Consider the following 20,043-nt stretch of genomic DNA (forward strand, 5'->3'; position numbering starts at 1 on the left):
TTCAAATAACACAAGACAGCGTGATTTTCACGAATGAAAACCACGCTGTCTCTTTTTCTACCACACGCATTATATAATTTTTATTTTACAACTCTTACCTTTAATACGCCTTCAATTTCTTTTAACTGATTTACTGCCGCTTCTGTTACAGGAGAATCAATATCCATCAGAGAATATGCATAATCTCCACGACTCTTATTTGTCATATCAGAAATGTTAATATTATTGCTTTCCATTACAGCAGTATATTTGCTAATCATACCCTTGATGTTTTTATGAAGTACCGCTACACGTCCAGCACCTTCACACACACCCATATCACAATTTGGGAAGTTTACAGAATTACGAATATTTCCATTTTCCAAGAAATCTCTTACTTCTTCTACTGCCATGACTGCACAGTTGTCTTCTGATTCCTCTGTAGAAGCTCCAAGATGAGGAATTACAATACAACCTTCCTGTCCTGCTGTTGTAGCATTTGGGAAATCAGATACATATTTCTTTACTTTTCCTGCCTTTATTGCTTTTAAAATAGCTTCTTCATCTACTAAAAGGTCTCTTGCAAAGTTAAGTACAACAACACCATCTTTCATCTGATTGAATGCTGCTTCATTTAACATCTTCTTTGTATCGTCCAGTAATGGTACATGAATTGTAATATAATCACATTCACGATAAATCTCTTCTACTGCATTGATATGCTTTACATTACGAGACAAGCTCCATGCTGCATTAACAGAGATAAATGGATCATATCCATATACTTCCATACCAAGATGTGTCGCTGCATTTGCTACCTTTACACCGATTGCTCCAAGTCCGATAACACCCAGTTTCTTTCCGGCAATTTCACATCCTGCAAAAGCCTTCTTTGCCTTTTCTGCATCTTTTCCAACTGTTTCACTATCTTTATTATCCAGTACCCAGTTGATGCCGCCAATAACATCACGAGAAGCAAGCAGCATTCCTGCAAATACCAATTCCTTTACACCATTTGCATTGGCACCCGGTGTATTAAATACAACGATTCCTGCATCTGCACATTTTTCTAATGGAATATTATTTACACCCGCACCTGCTCTTGCAATGGCATAAAGATTTTCCGGCAAATCCAAGTCATGCATTGCAGCACTTCTTACCAGAACAGCCTGAGCATCCTTCATATCCTCTACTCTTTTATAATTCTCGTCAAATAAGTCCAATCCTACATTTGCAATTGGATTTAAACAATGATACTGATACATTTTAATTCTCCTCTTCAAATTTTTTCATAAACTCAACTAACTTTTCTACGCCTTCCTTTGGCATTGCATTGTAAATACTTGCGCGCATACCACCTACAGTTCTGTGTCCCTTTAAGTTTACAAATCCGGCAGCTTCTGCTTCTTTTACAAATTTTGCATCTAAATCTTTATCGCCTGTAACAAAAGGTACATTCATTAAAGAACGGTCTTCCTTTCTTACAGTTCCTTTGAACATTTTGCTCTGGTCTAAGAAATCATAAAGAATCTTTGCTTTTTCTTCATTACGCTGCTTCATTACTTCCAAGCCACCCATTTTCTTCAACCATTTGAACACTTTACCACAGATATAAATTCCATATGCTGGTGGTGTATTGTAAAGGGAACCTGCATCTGCATGTGTCTTATACTTTAACATAGTTGGTGTTCCCGGAAGGGTATCCTCTGTAATCAAATCTTCTCTCATGATAACAATTACTACACCGGCAGGTCCGATATTCTTCTGAACTCCACCGTAAATCACTCCATATTTGCTTACGTCTACCGGCTCAGATAAAAAGCAGGAAGAAACGTCTGCTACTAAGGTATGACCCTTTGTATTTGGAAGTGTTTTATATTTTGTTCCGTAGATAGTATTGTTTTCACAGATATATACATAGTCTGCATCCTCTGGGATATCCAGGTCAGAGCAATCCGGTATATAAGAAAATGTCTCGTCTTCAGAAGAAGCTACCTTAACAGCTTCTCCGTAAATCTGTGCTTCCTGATATGCTTTCTTTGCCCACTGTCCTGTTACGATGTATGCAGCCTTTTTATTTTTCATTAAATTCATAGGAATCATCGCAAACTGCTGAGATGCTCCACCCTGCAAGAACATTACCTTGTAATTGTCAGGAATATTCATTAACTCGCGTAAATCTGCTTCTGCTTCTTTGATAATATTATCATAAGCCTTAGAACGATGACTCATCTCCATTACGGACATTCCTGTTCCTTTGTAATCCAGCATTTCATCTGCTGCCTCTTTTAAGACCTCTTCCGGTAAAACCGCTGGTCCTGCTGAAAAATTGTAAACTCTGCTCATGTTTTTTCCTCCTCAATTTACCTTTATGTAAATATTAAAATTATTTGTTTGCCTTCATATCTTCTTCACTGAAAACTTCGCTGATAGCAGCCCCCGGCGCTACCATTGGCCATACCTTATCATCACTATCAATGATACAGTCAATCAATACAGGGGTTTTGCTTTCCAATGCTTTGCCAAAAGCTTCCTTAAACTCTTCTCTGGTAGTTGCACGATATCCTGTTGCTCCCATGGCCTCTGCCAATTTCACAAAATCCACACCATCATTCAACACAGTTTCTGAATAGTGCTGCTCGTAGAACAGTGTCTGCCATTGACGAACCATTCCTAATACATGGTTATTAATTACTACTTGTATTAGCGGGATTTGCTGACGTACTGCCGTAGCAATCTCATTCATATTCATTCTAAAGCATCCATCTCCTGCAATATTCACTACCTGTTTGTTAGGATTCGCTATTTGTGCACCAATGGCTGCCCCTAGTCCGTATCCCATGGTTCCAAGACCACCGGAAGTCAACAAGGTACGCGGCTTACTATACTTATAGAATTGGGCTGCCCACATCTGATGCTGCCCTACTTCCGTTACCATAATAGCTTCGCCCTTTGTCTCTTTATAAATTTCCTCTATCACATAAGGACCACTTAATCCGGTATCGTGATAAGTTAACGGATATTTTTCTTTATATTCCAAAACCTTCGCAATCCATTGGTCATGATTCTGCCGTTCAATTCTTTCATTCAGCCTTGTTAAAATCTCCTTGACATCTCCAATTATGTGAGCGTCTGTAAGAATATTCTTGTTAACTTCTACCGGATCAATATCAAACTGAAGTATTTTAGCATTACTTGCAAACTTCTTGGCATTTCCAATGACACGGTCACTGAAACGCACACCAATTGCAATTAATAAGTCACATTCGCTTACACCATAATTTGATGCCTTGGTTCCATGCATTCCAAGCATTCCGGTATATAATCGATGATTTCCATCAAAAGCACCTTTCCCCATCAGGGAATCCGTTACCGGTGCCTGAACCTTTTCTACAAACTCCAGCAATTCAGGACTGGCTTCTGAAATAACAGCACCGCCACCTACAAATATGTATGGTTTCTTTGCATTCTGTATCATATCAACTGCCGTTTTCAATGCTTCTTCCGTAATATCTTCTGAAATTCTCGGAATTGGTTCAATCTTTATCGGCTGAAATTCTGTTTTATTTGCAGTAACATCCTTCGGAATATCCACCAGCACCGGCCCCGGTCTGCCCGTCTGCGCAATCCGAAATGCACGGCGAATTGTATCTGCCAACTTCTCAATGTCCTTTACAATAAAATTATGTTTGGTAATTGGAGTTGTGATTCCTGCGATATCAATTTCCTGAAAACTGTCCTTTCCAAGTAATGATACTCCTACGTTACATGTAATTGCCACCATAGGCACAGAATCCATATAAGCAGTTGCAATTCCTGTTACAAGATTCGTTGCCCCCGGCCCCGAAGTAGCCAGACAAACACCAACTTTTCCGGTGGAACGTGCATAACCGTCTGCCGCATGAGATGCTCCCTGTTCATGAGAAGTCAATACGTGCTTTATTTCATTTTTATGTTTATATAACTCATCATATACATTTAAAATGGCTCCTCCCGGATAACCAAAGACAGTATCCACACCCTGCTCTTTCAAGCATTCAATCACTATTTGTGCTCCTGTCAGCTGCATATTAATGAACCTCGCTTTCTACAACAATTTTTCTATTTAATTCTTTCGGCAATCAGTTTTCCCATTTCTACAGTACCAACCTGTTTTACTTCTGCCTTCTTCACCTCTTCCTGAGGCATGATATCAATGGTACGATATCCTTCTTTTAACACTTGTTTTACTGCATGTTCTACTGCATCTGCTTCCTTATCTAAATCAAAAGAATAACGAAGCATCATAGCTGCACTTAAAATGGTTGCAATCGGATTAGCAATTCCCTTTCCTGCAATATCCGGTGCAGAACCGCCGCTTGGCTCATACAGACCAAATTTTGTATCATTCAAGCTTGCAGAAGATAACATTCCAATAGAACCAGTCACCATACTTGCCTCGTCTGATAAAATATCTCCAAACATATTCTCTGTCAAAATCACATCAAATTGTTTTGGATCTTTTACCAACTGCATAGCACAGTTGTCTACCAGCATATGTTCTAAAATAACCTCTGGATAATCCTGTGCCACTTCCTCTACTACTTTTCTCCAAAGTCTGGAGGAATCCAATACATTTGCCTTATCTACACTGGTTACTTTCTTTCTACGTTTCAGTGCAATGTCAAAACCACGCTTTGCAATTCTTCGAATCTCATCTTCTGTATAGGTGAGAGTATCCACTGCAGTCATGACACCATTACGCTCTTCTGTTGTTCTTTCTCCAAAATAAAGACCACCTGTCAATTCACGCATAATCATCATATCAAACCCGTCACCGATAATATCATCTCTTAACGGACATGCTGCCTTCAATTCCTCATATAAATATGCCGGTCTTAAATTTGCAAACAGATTCAATGATTTACGCAATTTCAGAAGTCCTGCTTCCGGTCTTAATTCCGGCGGAAGTTTATACCATGGTGAAGTACTGGTGTTTCCACCAATAGATCCCATTAAAACTGCATCAGAACTTTTTGCCTGTGCAATCGCTTCATCTGTCAACGGTACTCCGGTTGCATCAATAGATACACCACCCAATAAAATCTCTTCATAAGAAAATTTATGTCCAAATACATTTCCTACTTTATCCAAAACGTTTTTTGCTTCCCGCACGACTTCTGGTCCTATTCCGTCCCCAGAAATCACACCTACCTTATAATTCATACACTGTCTTCCTTCCTAATTACTTTAGCATATTAAAGTCTATTAGTATTACTATAGTATATTTATGCAAGAATTTCAACTAAAAAAGACATTTTTCTTTTTCATGACTATTATAACTTGAGCTTATATATATTTCCCCTTTCCATTCACACATGTTATTTTTATAATTTTTCCATAATGTAAAAACAGGATATACTACATATCCTGTTCTTACGTTCTTAAACTATTTTATAAACATGGCATCTCCAAAACTGAAAAAACGATATTTTTCCTTTACTGCCGTTTCATAAGCATTCATAATGTTTTCTCGGCTAGCCAGTGCAGATACCAACATCACCAGAGTAGATTCCGGAAGATGAAAATTCGTAACTAATGCATCTAACACTTTGAACTGATACCCCGGATAGATAAAAATATCCGTCCAACCACTACATTCTCGTAAAGTTCCATCTTCTGCTGCTGCGGATTCTATAGTACGGCAACTTGTAGTTCCAACACATATTACCCTGCCACCTTTTTTCTTGGTTTCATTAATAATATCCGCTGCTTCCTGTGTCACCATATAAAATTCGGAATGCATGTGGTGCTCCTGCACATTTTCTACCTTTACCGGTCGGAATGTTCCAAGTCCCACATGAAGAGTTACTTCTGCAATTCGTATTCCCTTTGCTTTTATCTGTTCCAGCAACTCCGGAGTAAAATGCAATCCCGCGGTAGGCGCCGCCGCAGACCCATCATGTTTTGCATACACGGTCTGATAGCGGTTCTTATCCTTCAGTTGATGAGTAATGTAAGGTGGCAACGGCATCTGACCTAACCTGTCTAAAATTTCTTCGAATATTCCTTCATATGAAAACTGAATCAGACGGTTTCCGTCCTCCACAACTTCCAACACTTCTCCTACCAAAAGCCCCTGTCCAAAAATAATTTTCGTACCGGGTTTTGCCTTTTTTCCTGGTTTCACCAAAGTCTCCCAGATATCATTTTCCTTTCGTTTCAAAAGAAGGATTTCTATTTTTGCCTGAGTTCCTTCCTTTTCACCGAAAAGTCTTGCTGGAATAACTTTGGTATTATTCAGCACCAGACAATCCTCCGGATTTAGGTAATCAATAATATGTTTAAAGTTCGTATGCTCCATTTCTCCTGTCTCTTTATTTAAAACCAGAAGTCGGGAGCTGGATCGATCCTCCAACGGATCCTGCGCAATCAATTCCTGCGGCAAATCATAATAAAAATCTTTGACGTCCATTACTTCCTCAATTCTATTCCCATTTCTTCTAATGCTTTTAATATCTTATTCATAGCAGGTGCATAGTCATTTTCTTCCAGAGTCTTATCCTTTGCACGGAAGGTCAGGGAATATGCTACCGACTTAAATCCAGCCTTAATCTGCGCACCTTCATAGATATCGAATAACTTATAACTCTCCAGATACTGTCCACCCTTAGCATCAAATACCTTTTCAATATCTCCTACCATGATGTCCTTACTCATAACCATACTAATATCACGAGTCACTGCCGGGAAGTTTGCAATTCCCTCATACTTACGATCAAAACTTGCCATTTCCACAATATGTGGCATATCAATCACCGCTACATATACTCTATCTTTGATGGCATAATTTTCTGCTACAGTTGGATGTACCTCACCTAAATAACCAACTACCTTGCCATCATAAATGATGTTTGCCTGTCTTCCAGGATGAAGGAATGGCTTGCCTGCATTTGGATCGTAAGTCTCTTTTCCATGAAGTCCTGCGCGGTCAAAGAACTCCTCTACCACACCTTTCATAGTAAAGAAGTCGCCCTCTCCGTACATTCCAAGAGTGAACTGCATCCGTTCCTCTGGTAACTCGGTTACCGGAACCTGTTTTGGCAAATAAATATTTCCCAATTCATAAAGACGTACATCTTTGTTTCTTCTATTATAATTGGTAGAAAGAGAGGTCAGCATACCATTCAGAGAAATAGTTCTCATAATACTGAAATCTTCTCCCAACGGATTAGATATCACTACTGTCTTTCTTAATTCGCTGTCCTGAGGCAATAATAACTTATCAAATACTTTCGGACTTTCAAAGGAATAAGTCATGCCCTGACTGAATCCACAGAATTCGGCTACATCTCTTGCCACATCTTCTACGCGCATCTTAAAGGACTTCTTACCTGCAGTTGCCTCACCACTTGGTAAAGTAGTAGGGATATTAGCATATCCATAGAATCTTGCTACCTCTTCTGCCAAATCCGCCAATCGTTCTAAATCCTGTCTCCAGGAAGGAACAACAACTTCATTTTTCTCATAATCGTAATCCAAGTCAATCTTCTTAAAGTAGCCTATCATAGTTTCTTTATCGATGTCAGTTCCTAATAATTTATTTACTTTATCTGCATCAAAAGGAATTCTTCTTCCTTCCTTTACTTTTCCATAAACATCTACGACACCACCGACTACTTCTCCTGCTCCTAATTCTTCAATTAACTGGCAGGCACGATTAATGGCATCGATTGCATTATTCGGATCTAGTCCCTTTTCAAACTTTCCGGATGCGTCTGTTCTTAATCCCACCTTTTTGCTAGAAAGACGAATATTGGTTCCATCAAAGCATGCTGCTTCAAATAACATTGTCTGTACATTATCTGTAATCATGGAATTTTCTCCACCCATGATACCCGCAATACCGATTGCCTTTTCTCCATCGCAAATCATCAGCACCGAATCATCCATAGTACGTTCCTGACCATCCAGGGTAACGAACTTTTCTCCCTTTTCAGCACAACGTACATTGATTTCTTTTCCTGCAATGGTATCTAAATCGTAAGCATGCATTGGCTGACCATATTCTTCCATAACATAGTTTGTAATATCTACGATATTATTAATTGGACGAATGCCCTGTGCTGCCAATCGTTGCTGCATCCACTTTGGTGATGGTGCAATTTTGATATTTTTTACCACTCTTGCACAATATCTTGGACACAAATCTGTATTGTGTACATTAACCTTAATATAATCATTTACATTTTCACTATTTCCGGTTTCTGTTACTACAGGTGGACGGAATTCTTTTCCAAAAGTAGCTGCCGCCTCTCTTGCAATTCCAAGGATACCGAAGCAATCTACACGATTAGAAGTAATCTCATATTCCACCACTGTATCGTCCAATCCTAACGCATGGATAGCGCTTTCCCCAACGACTGCATCGTCATCAAAAATGTAAAGTCCATTTTCCGGTGCTTCCGGATAAAAATCTTTGGTAGAACCCAATTCTTCAATGGAACACATCATTCCGAAAGACTCTACACCTCTTAATTTTCCTTTTTTTATTTTTACACCACCCGGTGTTTTCTGACCGTCATGTCCACCGGCAACTCTTCCGCCATCTAATACAACAGGTACTTTACATCCTTCTTTTGCATTCGGTGCTCCGGTTACAATCTGGATATTTTCTCCTGTTCCAATATTTACCTGACAAATAACTAATTTATCCGCATCCGGATGCTTTTCAATTTTTTCAATCTGTCCAATAACAATTTTGTCCAAATCTGCATCCAATTTTTCATACCACTCTACCTTAGAACCGGAAAGGGTCATTGCATCTGTATATTCTTGTGCTGTCACATCCAGTTCCGGCACATATTCCTTAATCCATGATAATGATGTCTTCATAATATCCTCCTACTTAGAACTGTTTCAAGAAACGGTCATCGTTCTCATATAACAATCTCATATCGTCAATTTCGTATTTTAACAGTGCGATACGTTCCAAACCTACACCGAATGCAAATCCGGAGTATTCTTCCGGGTCAATACCGCTCATTTCTAATACATGTGGATGAACCATACCACAACCTAAGATTTCAATCCAACCTTCTCCCTTACAGAAACGGCAGCCCTTGCCACCACATTTAAAGCAGGTAACATCTACTTCTGCACTTGGCTCTGTGAACGGGAAGTGATGTGGACGGAACTTCACCTTCGTGTCTTCTCCGAATAATTCTTTTGCAAATTCCTGCAAGGTTCCCTTTAAATCTGCAAAGGTAACATTTTTATCAATGACCAATCCTTCAATCTGATGGAAAGACGGAGAATGTGTTGCATCTACTTCGTCAGAACGGAATACTCTTCCCGGTGCAATCATGCGGATTGGCAGTTTGCCCTTTTCCATCTCTCGCACCTGTACCGGTGAGGTCTGTGTACGAAGTACAATTTTATCATTGATATAAAAGGTATCCTGCTCATCCTTTGCCGGGTGATTTGCCGGAATATTTAATGCTTCAAAATTATAGTAATCATATTCTACTTCCGGTCCTTCCACTACTTCATATCCCATACCAATAAAGATACGTTCTACTTCTTCTAATGCAATGGTATTTGGATGACGATGACCTACGCGGTTCTTTTTCGCTGGCAAGGTAACGTCAATAACTTCTTTCTTTAAGCGTTCCTCACGCTCTGCTGCTTCCATTTTATTCTTTGTCTCTTCAATGAGCTTTTCAATGCTTTCGCGTGTTTCATTTACCCATTGACCTACCTTTGGACGCTCTTCCGGAAGAACATCCTTCATTCCTTTTAATACAGCAGTCAGTTCACCTTTTTTTCCAAGAAAAGCAACTCTGACTTCATTTAATTTTTCCAATCCGTCGGAATTTTGAATCTCACGGACTGCGTCTGCTTTGATTTTTTCCAGTTTTTCTTTCATTGTCTTTCTCCTCTAAATTTTTATTAAGTATTCCTTCCACGCTTATTCGCGCAAAAAATCCCTATGCCAGTCAAAGACTAACATAGGGACGAAATATTCCGCGGTACCACCCTGCTTCTTAAGAAACAATTCTTAAACTCTCACTTAATGCGTAACGTGCACATACGTCATATCTTACTTGCTATAACGTTCATTTCAGATATGCAGCTCCGGTGGGAAATTCGATTGCCTTCTTTTCTTAAGAGGACTTGCAGCTGATAATCCTCTCTCTCTGTAAGCAGTGTAGCTCTCTACTGAACACCTTCATTGCCTTTCATTATTTGCATGGATATTATTTTAGCACGGTAAAAATAAAAGTGCAAGTATTTTTTACATTCTCTTCTTCGCCTTATTTCCATATATTATTTAAAATGTATAATATCATCCGCAATATCTTTCAACCTACTGTCGTGAGAAATTACAATAATAATATGATCCTCCTTAAAACTTTTTAATTTTTCAACTATCCTTTTTACGCTTATATCATCCATTGCGCTAGTCGGTTCATCCAAAATCAATATATCCGCCCCTTTCAACATGGACCTGCAAACCGCAATTTTTTGTTTTTCCCCACCTGACAAATTCGTATTTCTATTACTAACATATGTATTCATTCCTTCTGGTTTTCTTTTTACAAATTCTAATAAACCTGTTTCATCTTCTATTTCCTCCTTTTCTCTATTTAAACCATATAGAAGATTCTCCCTAATAGTTCCATCTTGTAGCATTGGCTCCTGTTCTGTAATTGCTACCAATTTTCTTCTGATTTCGTACATATTTAATTTAGAAATATCTACTCCATTGTATAAAATATTTCCCTCCGCTGCTTCCAATACTCCTGTTAAAGTTTCAATGAATGTTGATTTTCCTGTTCCATTCTCTCCATATAGCAAATAAATATTTCCTTTTTTCAATTCTACATCTTTTCCTTTAAAAATAAAGTTCTTATCATCTCTAACCGCTAGTTGATTTACGCTAATAGTATCAATTTTTGTCAATAACTCCTCTCCATTTTCTTCCTGTTCTAGTTGAAATATATTTTCCATCCTATTTACAGCAACTCTATATGATTCTCTATACTTTCCAATCTCTGTTAAATCTTTTATTTTGGACAATATCATTTCTATATACATAAAAACAGTAGTAAGTATACCTACAGAAACACTTCCGTGTGCTACTGCCCATCCTAAAATTAATATACTTCCTGCATATGCTATTCTAGAAAGAAACTCATTGAACGCTGTCAAAGAGAAATCTATCCTAAGATATTTCATTGATTTTTCGAAAAAGTTGTTCACTGCACTTACGAATTCCTTATCCTTTTCTTTATACCATGCATTTATCTTTATTACTAACATATTGAAAATCTGATTATCAATCATCGAAAAGAACTTACTTTGAGCTTCCAGCATCTCATGATTTCGTTTATATAAAATATTCTTTGTTCCAAAATAAACACCATAAAATACTACGATGAAAATCACTAAAAAAATCCCCATTGGTACATACATATAAAACATAATTGGTACTAAAAAAAGTATCAACACTATATTTTTAACAAAAACAGGAATTTTTTCCACTAAATAATCTCCGATCATAACCGCATCATTATTAATTCTTTGTGTCAAATATACGTTATCAAATTTTCTAAGTGCTTTATATTTTACAAATTTAATATAACGCAATGTATCAAATTCAATTTGAAATGCCACTATATTAGATAATTTTATATTCCATTCGCTAATCAACAGAAAAACTACACACTCTACAACCGCTAGAACAAAAAACTTTCCCAGCATAGCAATAACTGTGTTCCATCCCTCTTGTTTTAAAATTTCATCTACACACAGGCTTAAATAATATGGTATTACTAACGATAATATAAGAAAAATAAAATTAAAAAAAATATATATAATATAACTTCCTGCATTTTTTTTTATATATGTACTAGTATTGAATTCTGTACTTTCAGATGACTCGTCAATAATCGCATTGTTCATTTTTTTCATCTTTTTCACGAACCTCCTCATCTTCCTTAAAAATAACGTACTTTACCCTTTCTCACTAATTAGGCTTTCTAATTTTTCAATAAATTCATCTGTTTTCATATTGTCTTCTAATATTATTTTTTCAATAAATTCCACACATTCTTCTATCTCTTCTGGCAATAGCTTAATATCATTTGGAAATATGTCATGAAAAATAATATGACATATTTCATGACATAGCACATGCATAACATCCGTATATGTTGATATTACAATATTATATCCATCTTGAACATATGTAAACCCATCACAATACTTTCCCCCAAAATTACTGATAATTTTTGTTTCAAGAATATACACACTAATAGGTATATTCTTACTTTGACAGTATAATTGGATTTTCTTATTCAAAATAATAATTTCTTTGTTTTTTACTTTCACCTCTTCTCTCTTATCCTTATATTCCGACAATAAATCTATCAATTCTGATGGCATAACTCCAAACTTTTTAGAATACAATATTTGTTCTATTTTATAATTTTTATATATTTTAATTTTCATCATACTCGCCAATTAAATATTTCATTATTCCTTCTTGATTCTTTCCAAATTCCCATATCAATGCCTCAAAAACATTATTCTGAAATATACATTGTGGAATTTTATCATAAACATTCCCTGTACAGCTATACACTTCCCTTGGGCAAACACCACAAAACATTTTCCATTCACATTTCTTACATGGTTCAATATTTCTTACATTTCGTTCACGCAATTCTTTTGCTCTTTTACTCTTATTAATCATACTCTCCAAGTTGTTCTCTTCATTCACATTTCCCATAGGAATATCTATCTCAATATTTGAAATTTGTCAATACATCTCTCCGATATATTTTTGAAATTTATCTCAATACCTTTATGGGTATCAATTCATTGTTAATAAATCATTTGCCTTGTTTATCCATACACTCACCCTATCAGTTCTCACTGGATCCATGTCCTTACATTCCTTCATTCTGTTTTATGGATAAAGGTACAGGGTAGACTTTTGCTTAGTTGCTGCCTCATTGGGCTGATGGAGATGACCTCCTTATCCCTGTACCTGTATCGGCACTATAAATCTGTTAAGCCGCTTGTAGCTGGCTCTTTCTATAACTTCCGAAGACAAGCTCCGGTTCATAATAAGCTTTCTTTTTGGATAGTGTAAATATAAGGGTAAGCACCTTTTTACTTATAACTACCAGTGCCTGCATCTTTTTCAGTGGATTATTTTCCCTTGTTTTCAGGTAATCATAAAGCTGACGCAGTTCCTTATTGTTTGCCACCATTGTAAGTGAAATCTGATACAATACGCTTCGCAGATTTTTTCTTCCCCGCTTTGAAATACATGTTCCACTCTTGTTTTTACCGGAACTGTCCTCTATCAGGTTATATCCCGCCAAACGGCTCATCTGTCTTGCATTCTCAAAACGTAACGGGTCTCCCAGTTCGCCCAGACATGTTGCAAGCGAAACTACTCCCATTCCTGTTATGCTCAACAGGTATTCAGATACTTCCGTTTTCTTTAATACCTCTGCCATCTCCGCTTCTAATGCTTCCAGCTGGCTTGTTATTAGTTCCAGTTCTTCCATCAGTTGCTGTATTTTAAAGCGTGCGGCATTTTCACCGTAATCAACACCTATGCTGTCTTTCGCAGTTTCTACCAGCTGTGCTGCCTTTTTTCTGCCAACCGTCTTTTTGACTGCCTTCTTAATTTCATCCAGCACACCATCTTCCCCTAATTCCAATATAAACTTAGGAATAGGACATACTTTCAAAAGGTGCATGGAGGCTTTCCCTTTAAAAGGTTGTTTGAATACTGTTCCAAACTCAGGAAAATATTCATCCAACACGGCAGTAATTGTGTTGATAATGGACTTTTTTCTCTTATTCATACTGTATCTGGTTGTTGTCAGTCCTCGCAATTCTGCATAGACATCGTGTGGAAGATATGTCTCAAAATATCGTCCGTCCTTAACCAGCCTTGCTATGGTAAATGCATCCTTTTTATCTGATTTTGTCTGGCTGTTATCATCCAGCTCCTTTGCCTTTTTTGTATGATAAGGATTTACCAAAACAACTTTGATTTTTGCCTGCTTTAACAGGAAATTTGCAAATGCTTTCCAGTAATGTCCTGTTGGTTCCATTCCAACAATAACCTTATTAAAATCTTCCTGCTTGCAGATTTCATAAATCCTTGCTAAGATTGCATTGAAACCATTACGATTATTTTCAAATTTAAGAGCCTTGTTATGTTCGATACCACGACAGTCGACAAATCTTGCCCACTGATTGTGCTTGGCTATATCGACACCTACAATTAAGGTTCTAAATGTGACTGCTTCAAGTTTTTTGTTTAAGCGTTCCTTTAAATGGTTTCTTTTACTCATGTTATAAAATCTCCTTTGTTTTCTGATGTATTAAGTCGCCAAACTCATATACATCATACGGGGAGATTTTATTTATTTCAAATTTCATGTTCTATAGGAATGCTTTTCTTGCTTATAATCTTATCTAACTTCAAAAAAAGGTTTATACCAAAACCGGATTTTTTATCTAACCAGTTTTGGCATAAACTTTTACTTCTTTCTATGTTATTATAATAGATTATTAATTTTTACATTCTCTTCTCCGCCCACTTTTCTTCATAAATATTATTGACCTCTGCCGCCAACAGCAAAATATACATGCCAAAATATAGCCAAAGCATTACTAACGCAATGGTTGTCAAACTTCCATACATGGAAAATCCATTAAAATAATCTACATAAATGGAGATTCCAAAGGATAACACTGACCACCCCACCGCACTTATAATACTTCCCGGAAGCTGACTTCGAATGGTTGCTTTACGGTTTGGAAGCATTTTAAACATCACAGCAAAAAATACAATTAATACCGCCAACAAAATCAAGGATCGCAAGCGGATAATTCCTCCCGTCATTTCCGAAATAAAAGGCACATATTTCAACAACATCTTCTGCAGACTATGTCCAAATACCATCAATACCAGAGACACGACAATACTAATTAACAGCATTACTGTATACAAAACAGCTCTAAGGCGCAAAAATAACCAGTTTCTGGTCTCTTCAATATCATATACTGTATTCAGTCCATTGGTGAGATACTGGATTCCCTTTGCTGCAGACCAAACAGCAACCACCGCCGTCACCGATACAATTCCAATAGAATGGTTATACATCTCATGAATAATAGAAATGAGAAATGGCGAAATATAGGTAGGCATTACCCTATTCACCATCTCCATTACCATGGATTCTGTCACCGGCGTATACTGTATGAGTGAAATAAAAAGCATAATAAATGGAATAAGTGACATCACAATGAAAAATGCCGCCTGAGAAGCGAATGCACTAACATTATCTTTTTTACATTTCTTCCAAAATATTCTTGCTTTTGCGATTGCTTTCCACATAACTCTTTTCCTCCATATTAGACGTAATCTAATATATATTTTCTATCGTAATTCCCTGATAAAATTTCATCAAAATATCTATATATGACATTCCTATCTTCGCCATTCCATTCGCACCATTCTGGCTCATTCCCATTCCATGACCATATCCACCGCCATATACCACATAGCCACTTTCTACCGGTATTATGGTACAATAAGCACTCGGCATCAATGCCATATTCACTTCCTTATCATCTTTATCCGTCAGTTTCTTCATTGCCTTTCCAAGAATATACCGTACATTATATTCACTCATAACCTGTACCGTTCCTTGTTCATAAGAAATCTGTAATTTTTTCATACATCCACCACTACTTCGTTCTATTACCTTCATTCCCGTTACAGTTCCAAAGCCAGCCACATCATTAACTACTGCTGCGGAACCGTCTGCTTTTATCAATTGCATATTTCCTGGATTTGCCTGTGAGCGCTCTATCACTGCCTGATTTACACTTTCTATACATCCTGCCATATCCAGTTCTGCTCTCCAACGAAAATATGACGCATCACTGTCAAAAGCCACAATATCCTTGTTCTGAATAAACGTTGCAAAAGCCTCTTCTGAGGAAAAATCCGGTTCACTTCCATCTGTTAAAAGTGTTGTCCCCGCAAGATACCCATCTTTTTCTTCCACTGGCTGATTCCATATTCCCATATCATCTGTATGACCGCAAGATGTAGAAAAATAGTAGGTTTCTGCAATTTCGCCGTTATATTTTATCACTTCTCCTATGGTATCGTCTACCGCAAGATTGGTTTTCTCATCTTCTTCCTTTTTATTATACACCTGATAATTGGTACTGTCGTCAACATTAGCTGCAAAACTTGCATAATCTCCCTTCATAAGCTGAATACACGCATAGCTTCTTGCACAAACTGCCTGAGCACGCAATGCCTCAATTTCATAAGTCGCAGGCATTTCACTGGGAACCACACCATATAAATATTGTTCCAAAGACACCTGATTTACCACACCAAAACCTTCTAAATATCTACGAATCTCTATACTTCCACGATAACCGAGTGAAATTCTCTCACCTGTTTCATCCGAAAAATATATTCTTCCCTCTTCTGTTATCGGCATAAGTTTCACATAATTGTTGCCCCCTTCCGGCAACATAGATGCCGGCACAATTACCTGTCCTGCAGGTATAGTCTGCTGGCTTTCTCCGATAGAAACTATACACTCGGCATCTGACACAAACATCGGATTTTCTCGATAGGGCAAAGTATCATTCATCAATAACACACGTATATTCTCAATTTGTGCCGGTTGTTTCAAAATAATTCCACAGACCTTTTTTTCTGCTACCACAAAGTCTGCCTGAAGATTCCCTATTACCAACTTAGATTCATCTAATTGTTCTACCGTTCCATAAGTCTTATAAATCCTTAGTACTCCCTCATACTCCAAGGTCCCATATCCTGATATTTCAATCTGATTCTCGTTAAAACTCAAGACTTTTCCCTGAATGGTCTCTTCTTTTTTATACACAGCAATTATCTTGCCATCCTTCCATACAATATCACATATCGTATCTGTAATGTTTTCCTTCAATCCAGCAATATCTAATAAAATTTGTTGATTTTCATACAATATCTGTGCTTTTTCTTTTTCTGTACTATGTACAAATACATTCTTCCATGTAATCTCTTGGGAAGATGCCTTTTTTATACCAATAATTTCATTCTCTTTCACATAAACCTGATAGGTATCATATGGCTTAAAATAAGTAATTTCTTCTGGCAGCTGATAATATCCCTCTTGGGTCAAGATTTGCTTCTCCTTCGGATTATCTAAAAACACAAAATTTTCTATCGTTACTGTTTGATTAACATCCAACAAGTCCAATATCTGCTCATAAATCTTGTTCCAATTTTTTCTGGATACGGTCTTAAAATCTGCCTTTTTCTCATATGTAACATATGTTTCCAATGATAGCTTTTTTAGTAGACTTTCTAACTTCCCATAGGTCAATTTTCCGTTTAAATTTCTACCGTTATTAATCTCTTTTATTATCCTTTTCCATTCATCTTCATCATAATAAGTAAAACTCATTTGGCTAGGCAATTCCTTTATTGCCACATATTCCTCACTATATGTATTTACTTGTTGTCGTTCTGTGAAAAATTTAACAAAGCATACCACCAGTAATAGTAGTACTATCCCAACCCCAACTGTTACATACCACTTTATACTTCTTGCATCTCTTTTTTTCATATATCTGTTCCTGTCTAATTTTATTCCATACGATAAAGAGGCTACTTTCTAAAAAGTAGCCTCTTTCTTTTGTATTTTATCTTCTGTATTCCTCTTTCGTACTTTTACAAAATCCTTTGTAACTTGTGCGCAAGTTATCTTTTGTAAAAGCTATGATTCATACATTTCATTTGAATTTGCCCCAAAATGCCGTTTCCTGTGATTTTGACGCCTAGCCTATGCTAGGTGGGTAACCGCAACCGCTCTTCTGCCTTCCGCTGCAAACGACGGCCTGACATCCAATTGGCAATGTAGGAATCCCATAAACGTAAATGTAGGTTCAAAATAACAGGGTATCGAACATCCCAGGAATCATTTCATCACTTATTTGCTTCTAAAATGATTATACTCTATTATTCCACAGATTTCAATGTAAAATTCTTGTCAATTTTTGGCTAAAACCGACTAACGTATGAGTTACAACTCACTGATTATAACTGTGGGCCAGCTGAAACTAATGCTTTACCAGCTTCATTTCCTTCATACTTAGCAAAGTTTTTAATAAATCTTCCAGCCAAATCTTTAGCCTTTGTCTCCCATTCAGAAGCATCAGCGTATGTATCGCGTGGGTCAAGAATATTTGTATCTACTCCTGGAAGCTCTGTTGGAACCTCAAAGTTAAAGTAAGGAATCTTCTTTGTTGGAGCATTCTTAATGTCACCATTAAGGATTGCATCAATGATACCACGAGTATCTTTAATGGAGATACGCTTTCCTGTTCCGTTCCATCCTGTATTAACAAGGTAAGCCTTAGCTCCGCTCTTCTGCATCTTCTTAACAAGTTCCTCAGCATACTTTGTTGGATGTAACTCAAGGAAAGCTTGTCCAAAGCAAGCAGAGAATGTAGGTGTAGGTTCTGTAATACCACGTTCTGTACCTGCAAGCTTAGCAGTAAATCCGGAAAGGAAATAGTACTGTGTCTGCTCCGGTGTAAGAATAGATACAGGAGGAAGTACTCCAAATGCATCTGCGGAAAGGAATATTACATTCTTAGCAGCCGGTGCGGATGAAATTGGACGAACAATATTCTGAATGTGATCGATTGGATAAGAAACACGAGTGTTCTCTGTTACGCTCTTATCTGCAAAATCAATCTTTCCATCCTTGTCTAATGTTACATTCTCAAGAAGCGCGTTCTTCTTGATTGCATTATAAATATCAGGTTCTGAATCCTTATCAAGGTTAATAACCTTAGCATAGCATCCACCTTCAAAGTTAAATACACCATTATCATCCCAACCATGTTCGTCATCACCGATAAGAAGACGTTTAGGATCAGTAGAAAGTGTTGTCTTACCTGTTCCAGAAAGACCGAAGAAAATAGCTGTATTCTCACCATTTAAGTCTGTATTAGCGGAACAATGCATGGAAGCCATACCTTTTAATGGAAGGTAGTAGTTCATCATAGAGAACATACCCTTCTTCATTTCCCCGCCGTACCATGTGTTAATAATAACCTGCTCACGACTTGTGATGTTAAATACAACTGCTGTCTCTGAATTAAGACCTAACTCCTTGTAATTTTCAACTTTTGCCTTAGATGCATTATATACTACGAAATCAGGCTCAAAGTTTTCAAGTTCCTCAGCGGTTGGCTTAATAAACATATTTGTAACAAAATGTGCCTGCCAAGCAACTTCAACGATGAAACGAATAGCCATACGAGTATCCTTATTTGCTCCACAGAATGCATCTACTACATAAAGTTTCTTATTGGAAAGTTCCTTTACTGCAATATCCTTTACTGCTTTCCATGTTTCCTCAGATGCCGGATGGTTATCATTCTTGTATTCTTCTGATGTCCACCATACTGTGTCTTTAGAATTCTCATCAACAACTATGAACTTATCCTTAGGAGAACGACCTGTATAAACACCTGTCATTACATTAACAGCACCAAGTTCACTAACCTGTCCTTTCTCATAGCCTTCCAGTTCAGGCTTAGTCTCTTCTTCAAACAATAAATCGTAAGAAGGGTTGTAAACGATTTCTGTAGTTCCGGTAATACCATACTTGCTTAAATCAACCTTTGCCATCTTCATTCTTCCTCTTTTCCTAATTTTTGATTTCATATTAAGTAAGTCTGCCGTTGCAAACCCCTATGTTTACATAAAAATGGGTTTTAAACACATTCTTGTGGATAGTATATATCATTTATTTTAAAAAATCAACAAAATTATTACCATTCCAGCATTGAAAGGTAAATTTGTTTTATAGCCTACCATTTCCGTAAAATGCTTATCTTCGACATTTCGTGTGAAAATGTCTTAAGTTATCCACATTGCATACTTACACAAATTCCTGTCAAAAAAAATTGTGAATAAATTTTGCATTTTCCTCTTGGCAGGCA

Annotated in this window: 14 protein-coding genes, 1 other RNA gene and 1 other annotated feature; all 15 genes read right to left on the reverse strand. The window is 37.1% G+C overall.

Features of this window, described 5'->3' with window-relative positions; genetic code table 11:
• Positions 1-80: 80 nt before the first annotated feature.
• Entirely contained in the window at positions 81-1,244 is a 1,164-nt protein-coding gene (locus BIV20_RS08135; protein ID WP_075719867.1) for a phosphoglycerate dehydrogenase, read from the reverse strand.
• Position 1,245: 1 nt separating this feature from the next.
• Complete coding sequence (gene serC / locus BIV20_RS08140; protein WP_075719869.1) at positions 1,246-2,325, reverse strand: 3-phosphoserine/phosphohydroxythreonine transaminase; 1,080 nt, start codon at positions 2,323-2,325, stop codon at positions 1,246-1,248.
• 40 nt (positions 2,326-2,365) lie between these two features.
• Complete coding sequence (gene ilvB / locus BIV20_RS08145; protein WP_075719871.1) at positions 2,366-4,048, reverse strand: biosynthetic-type acetolactate synthase large subunit; 1,683 nt, start codon at positions 4,046-4,048, stop codon at positions 2,366-2,368.
• Positions 4,049-4,080: 32 nt separating this feature from the next.
• Positions 4,081-5,184, reverse strand: a complete 1,104-nt coding sequence (gene leuB, locus BIV20_RS08150; protein WP_075719873.1) for a 3-isopropylmalate dehydrogenase — start codon at positions 5,182-5,184, stop codon at positions 4,081-4,083.
• Positions 5,185-5,407: 223 nt separating this feature from the next.
• Positions 5,408-6,433 (reverse strand): tRNA preQ1(34) S-adenosylmethionine ribosyltransferase-isomerase QueA, encoded by a 1,026-nt coding sequence (gene queA, locus BIV20_RS08155; RefSeq protein WP_075719875.1) that lies wholly within the window; start codon positions 6,431-6,433, stop codon positions 5,408-5,410.
• Positions 6,433-8,853, reverse strand: a complete 2,421-nt coding sequence (gene pheT / locus BIV20_RS08160; protein ID WP_075719877.1) for a phenylalanine--tRNA ligase subunit beta — start codon at positions 8,851-8,853, stop codon at positions 6,433-6,435. Before pheT ends, queA begins: the two co-directional genes overlap by 1 nt.
• Before the next feature lie 13 nt (positions 8,854-8,866).
• Positions 8,867-9,886 carry a phenylalanine--tRNA ligase subunit alpha gene (gene pheS, locus BIV20_RS08165; protein ID WP_075719879.1) on the reverse strand — a complete coding sequence of 340 codons (1,020 nt, stop codon included), beginning with the start codon at positions 9,884-9,886 and terminating at the stop codon, positions 8,867-8,869.
• Between the two features lie 81 nt (positions 9,887-9,967).
• Positions 9,968-10,202: a binding site (T-box leader), on the reverse strand.
• Positions 10,203-10,287: 85 nt separating this feature from the next.
• A complete protein-coding gene (locus BIV20_RS08170; protein WP_075719881.1) occupies positions 10,288-11,934 on the reverse strand; it encodes an ATP-binding cassette domain-containing protein in 1,647 nt (548 codons plus the stop codon).
• Positions 11,935-11,976: 42 nt separating this feature from the next.
• On the reverse strand, positions 11,977-12,474 hold the full coding sequence (locus BIV20_RS08175; RefSeq protein WP_143524520.1) for a hypothetical protein: 498 nt from the start codon (positions 12,472-12,474) through the stop codon (positions 11,977-11,979).
• The gene (locus BIV20_RS08180; protein ID WP_075719885.1) at positions 12,464-12,754 is read right to left on the reverse strand and encodes a hypothetical protein; all 291 of its coding nucleotides are present in this window, start codon (positions 12,752-12,754) and stop codon (positions 12,464-12,466) included. The genes BIV20_RS08175 and BIV20_RS08180 overlap by 11 nt, the downstream gene beginning before the upstream one ends.
• Positions 12,755-13,037: 283 nt before the next feature.
• Positions 13,038-14,342, reverse strand: a complete 1,305-nt coding sequence (locus BIV20_RS08185) for an IS110 family transposase (protein ID WP_075719887.1) — start codon at positions 14,340-14,342, stop codon at positions 13,038-13,040.
• A gap of 227 nt (positions 14,343-14,569) precedes the next feature.
• Positions 14,570-15,391, reverse strand: coding sequence for a YihY/virulence factor BrkB family protein (locus tag BIV20_RS08190; protein WP_075719889.1), 822 nt, complete (start codon positions 15,389-15,391; stop codon positions 14,570-14,572).
• Positions 15,392-15,419: 28 nt separating this feature from the next.
• Positions 15,420-17,654: a SpoIID/LytB domain-containing protein gene (locus tag BIV20_RS08195; protein WP_075719891.1), complete on the reverse strand. Its 2,235-nt coding sequence runs from the start codon at positions 17,652-17,654 to the stop codon at positions 15,420-15,422.
• Positions 17,655-17,828: 174 nt separating this feature from the next.
• A non-coding RNA gene (gene ssrS, locus BIV20_RS08200) (6S RNA) lies at positions 17,829-18,008 on the reverse strand.
• Positions 18,009-18,124: 116 nt separating this feature from the next.
• On the reverse strand, positions 18,125-19,729 hold the full coding sequence (gene pckA / locus BIV20_RS08205; protein WP_075719893.1) for a phosphoenolpyruvate carboxykinase (ATP): 1,605 nt from the start codon (positions 19,727-19,729) through the stop codon (positions 18,125-18,127).
• Positions 19,730-20,043 lie beyond the last annotated feature (314 nt).

It is taken from the genome of Roseburia sp. 499 (assembly GCF_001940225.2).
Taxonomy (GTDB): domain Bacteria; phylum Bacillota; class Clostridia; order Lachnospirales; family Lachnospiraceae; genus Petralouisia.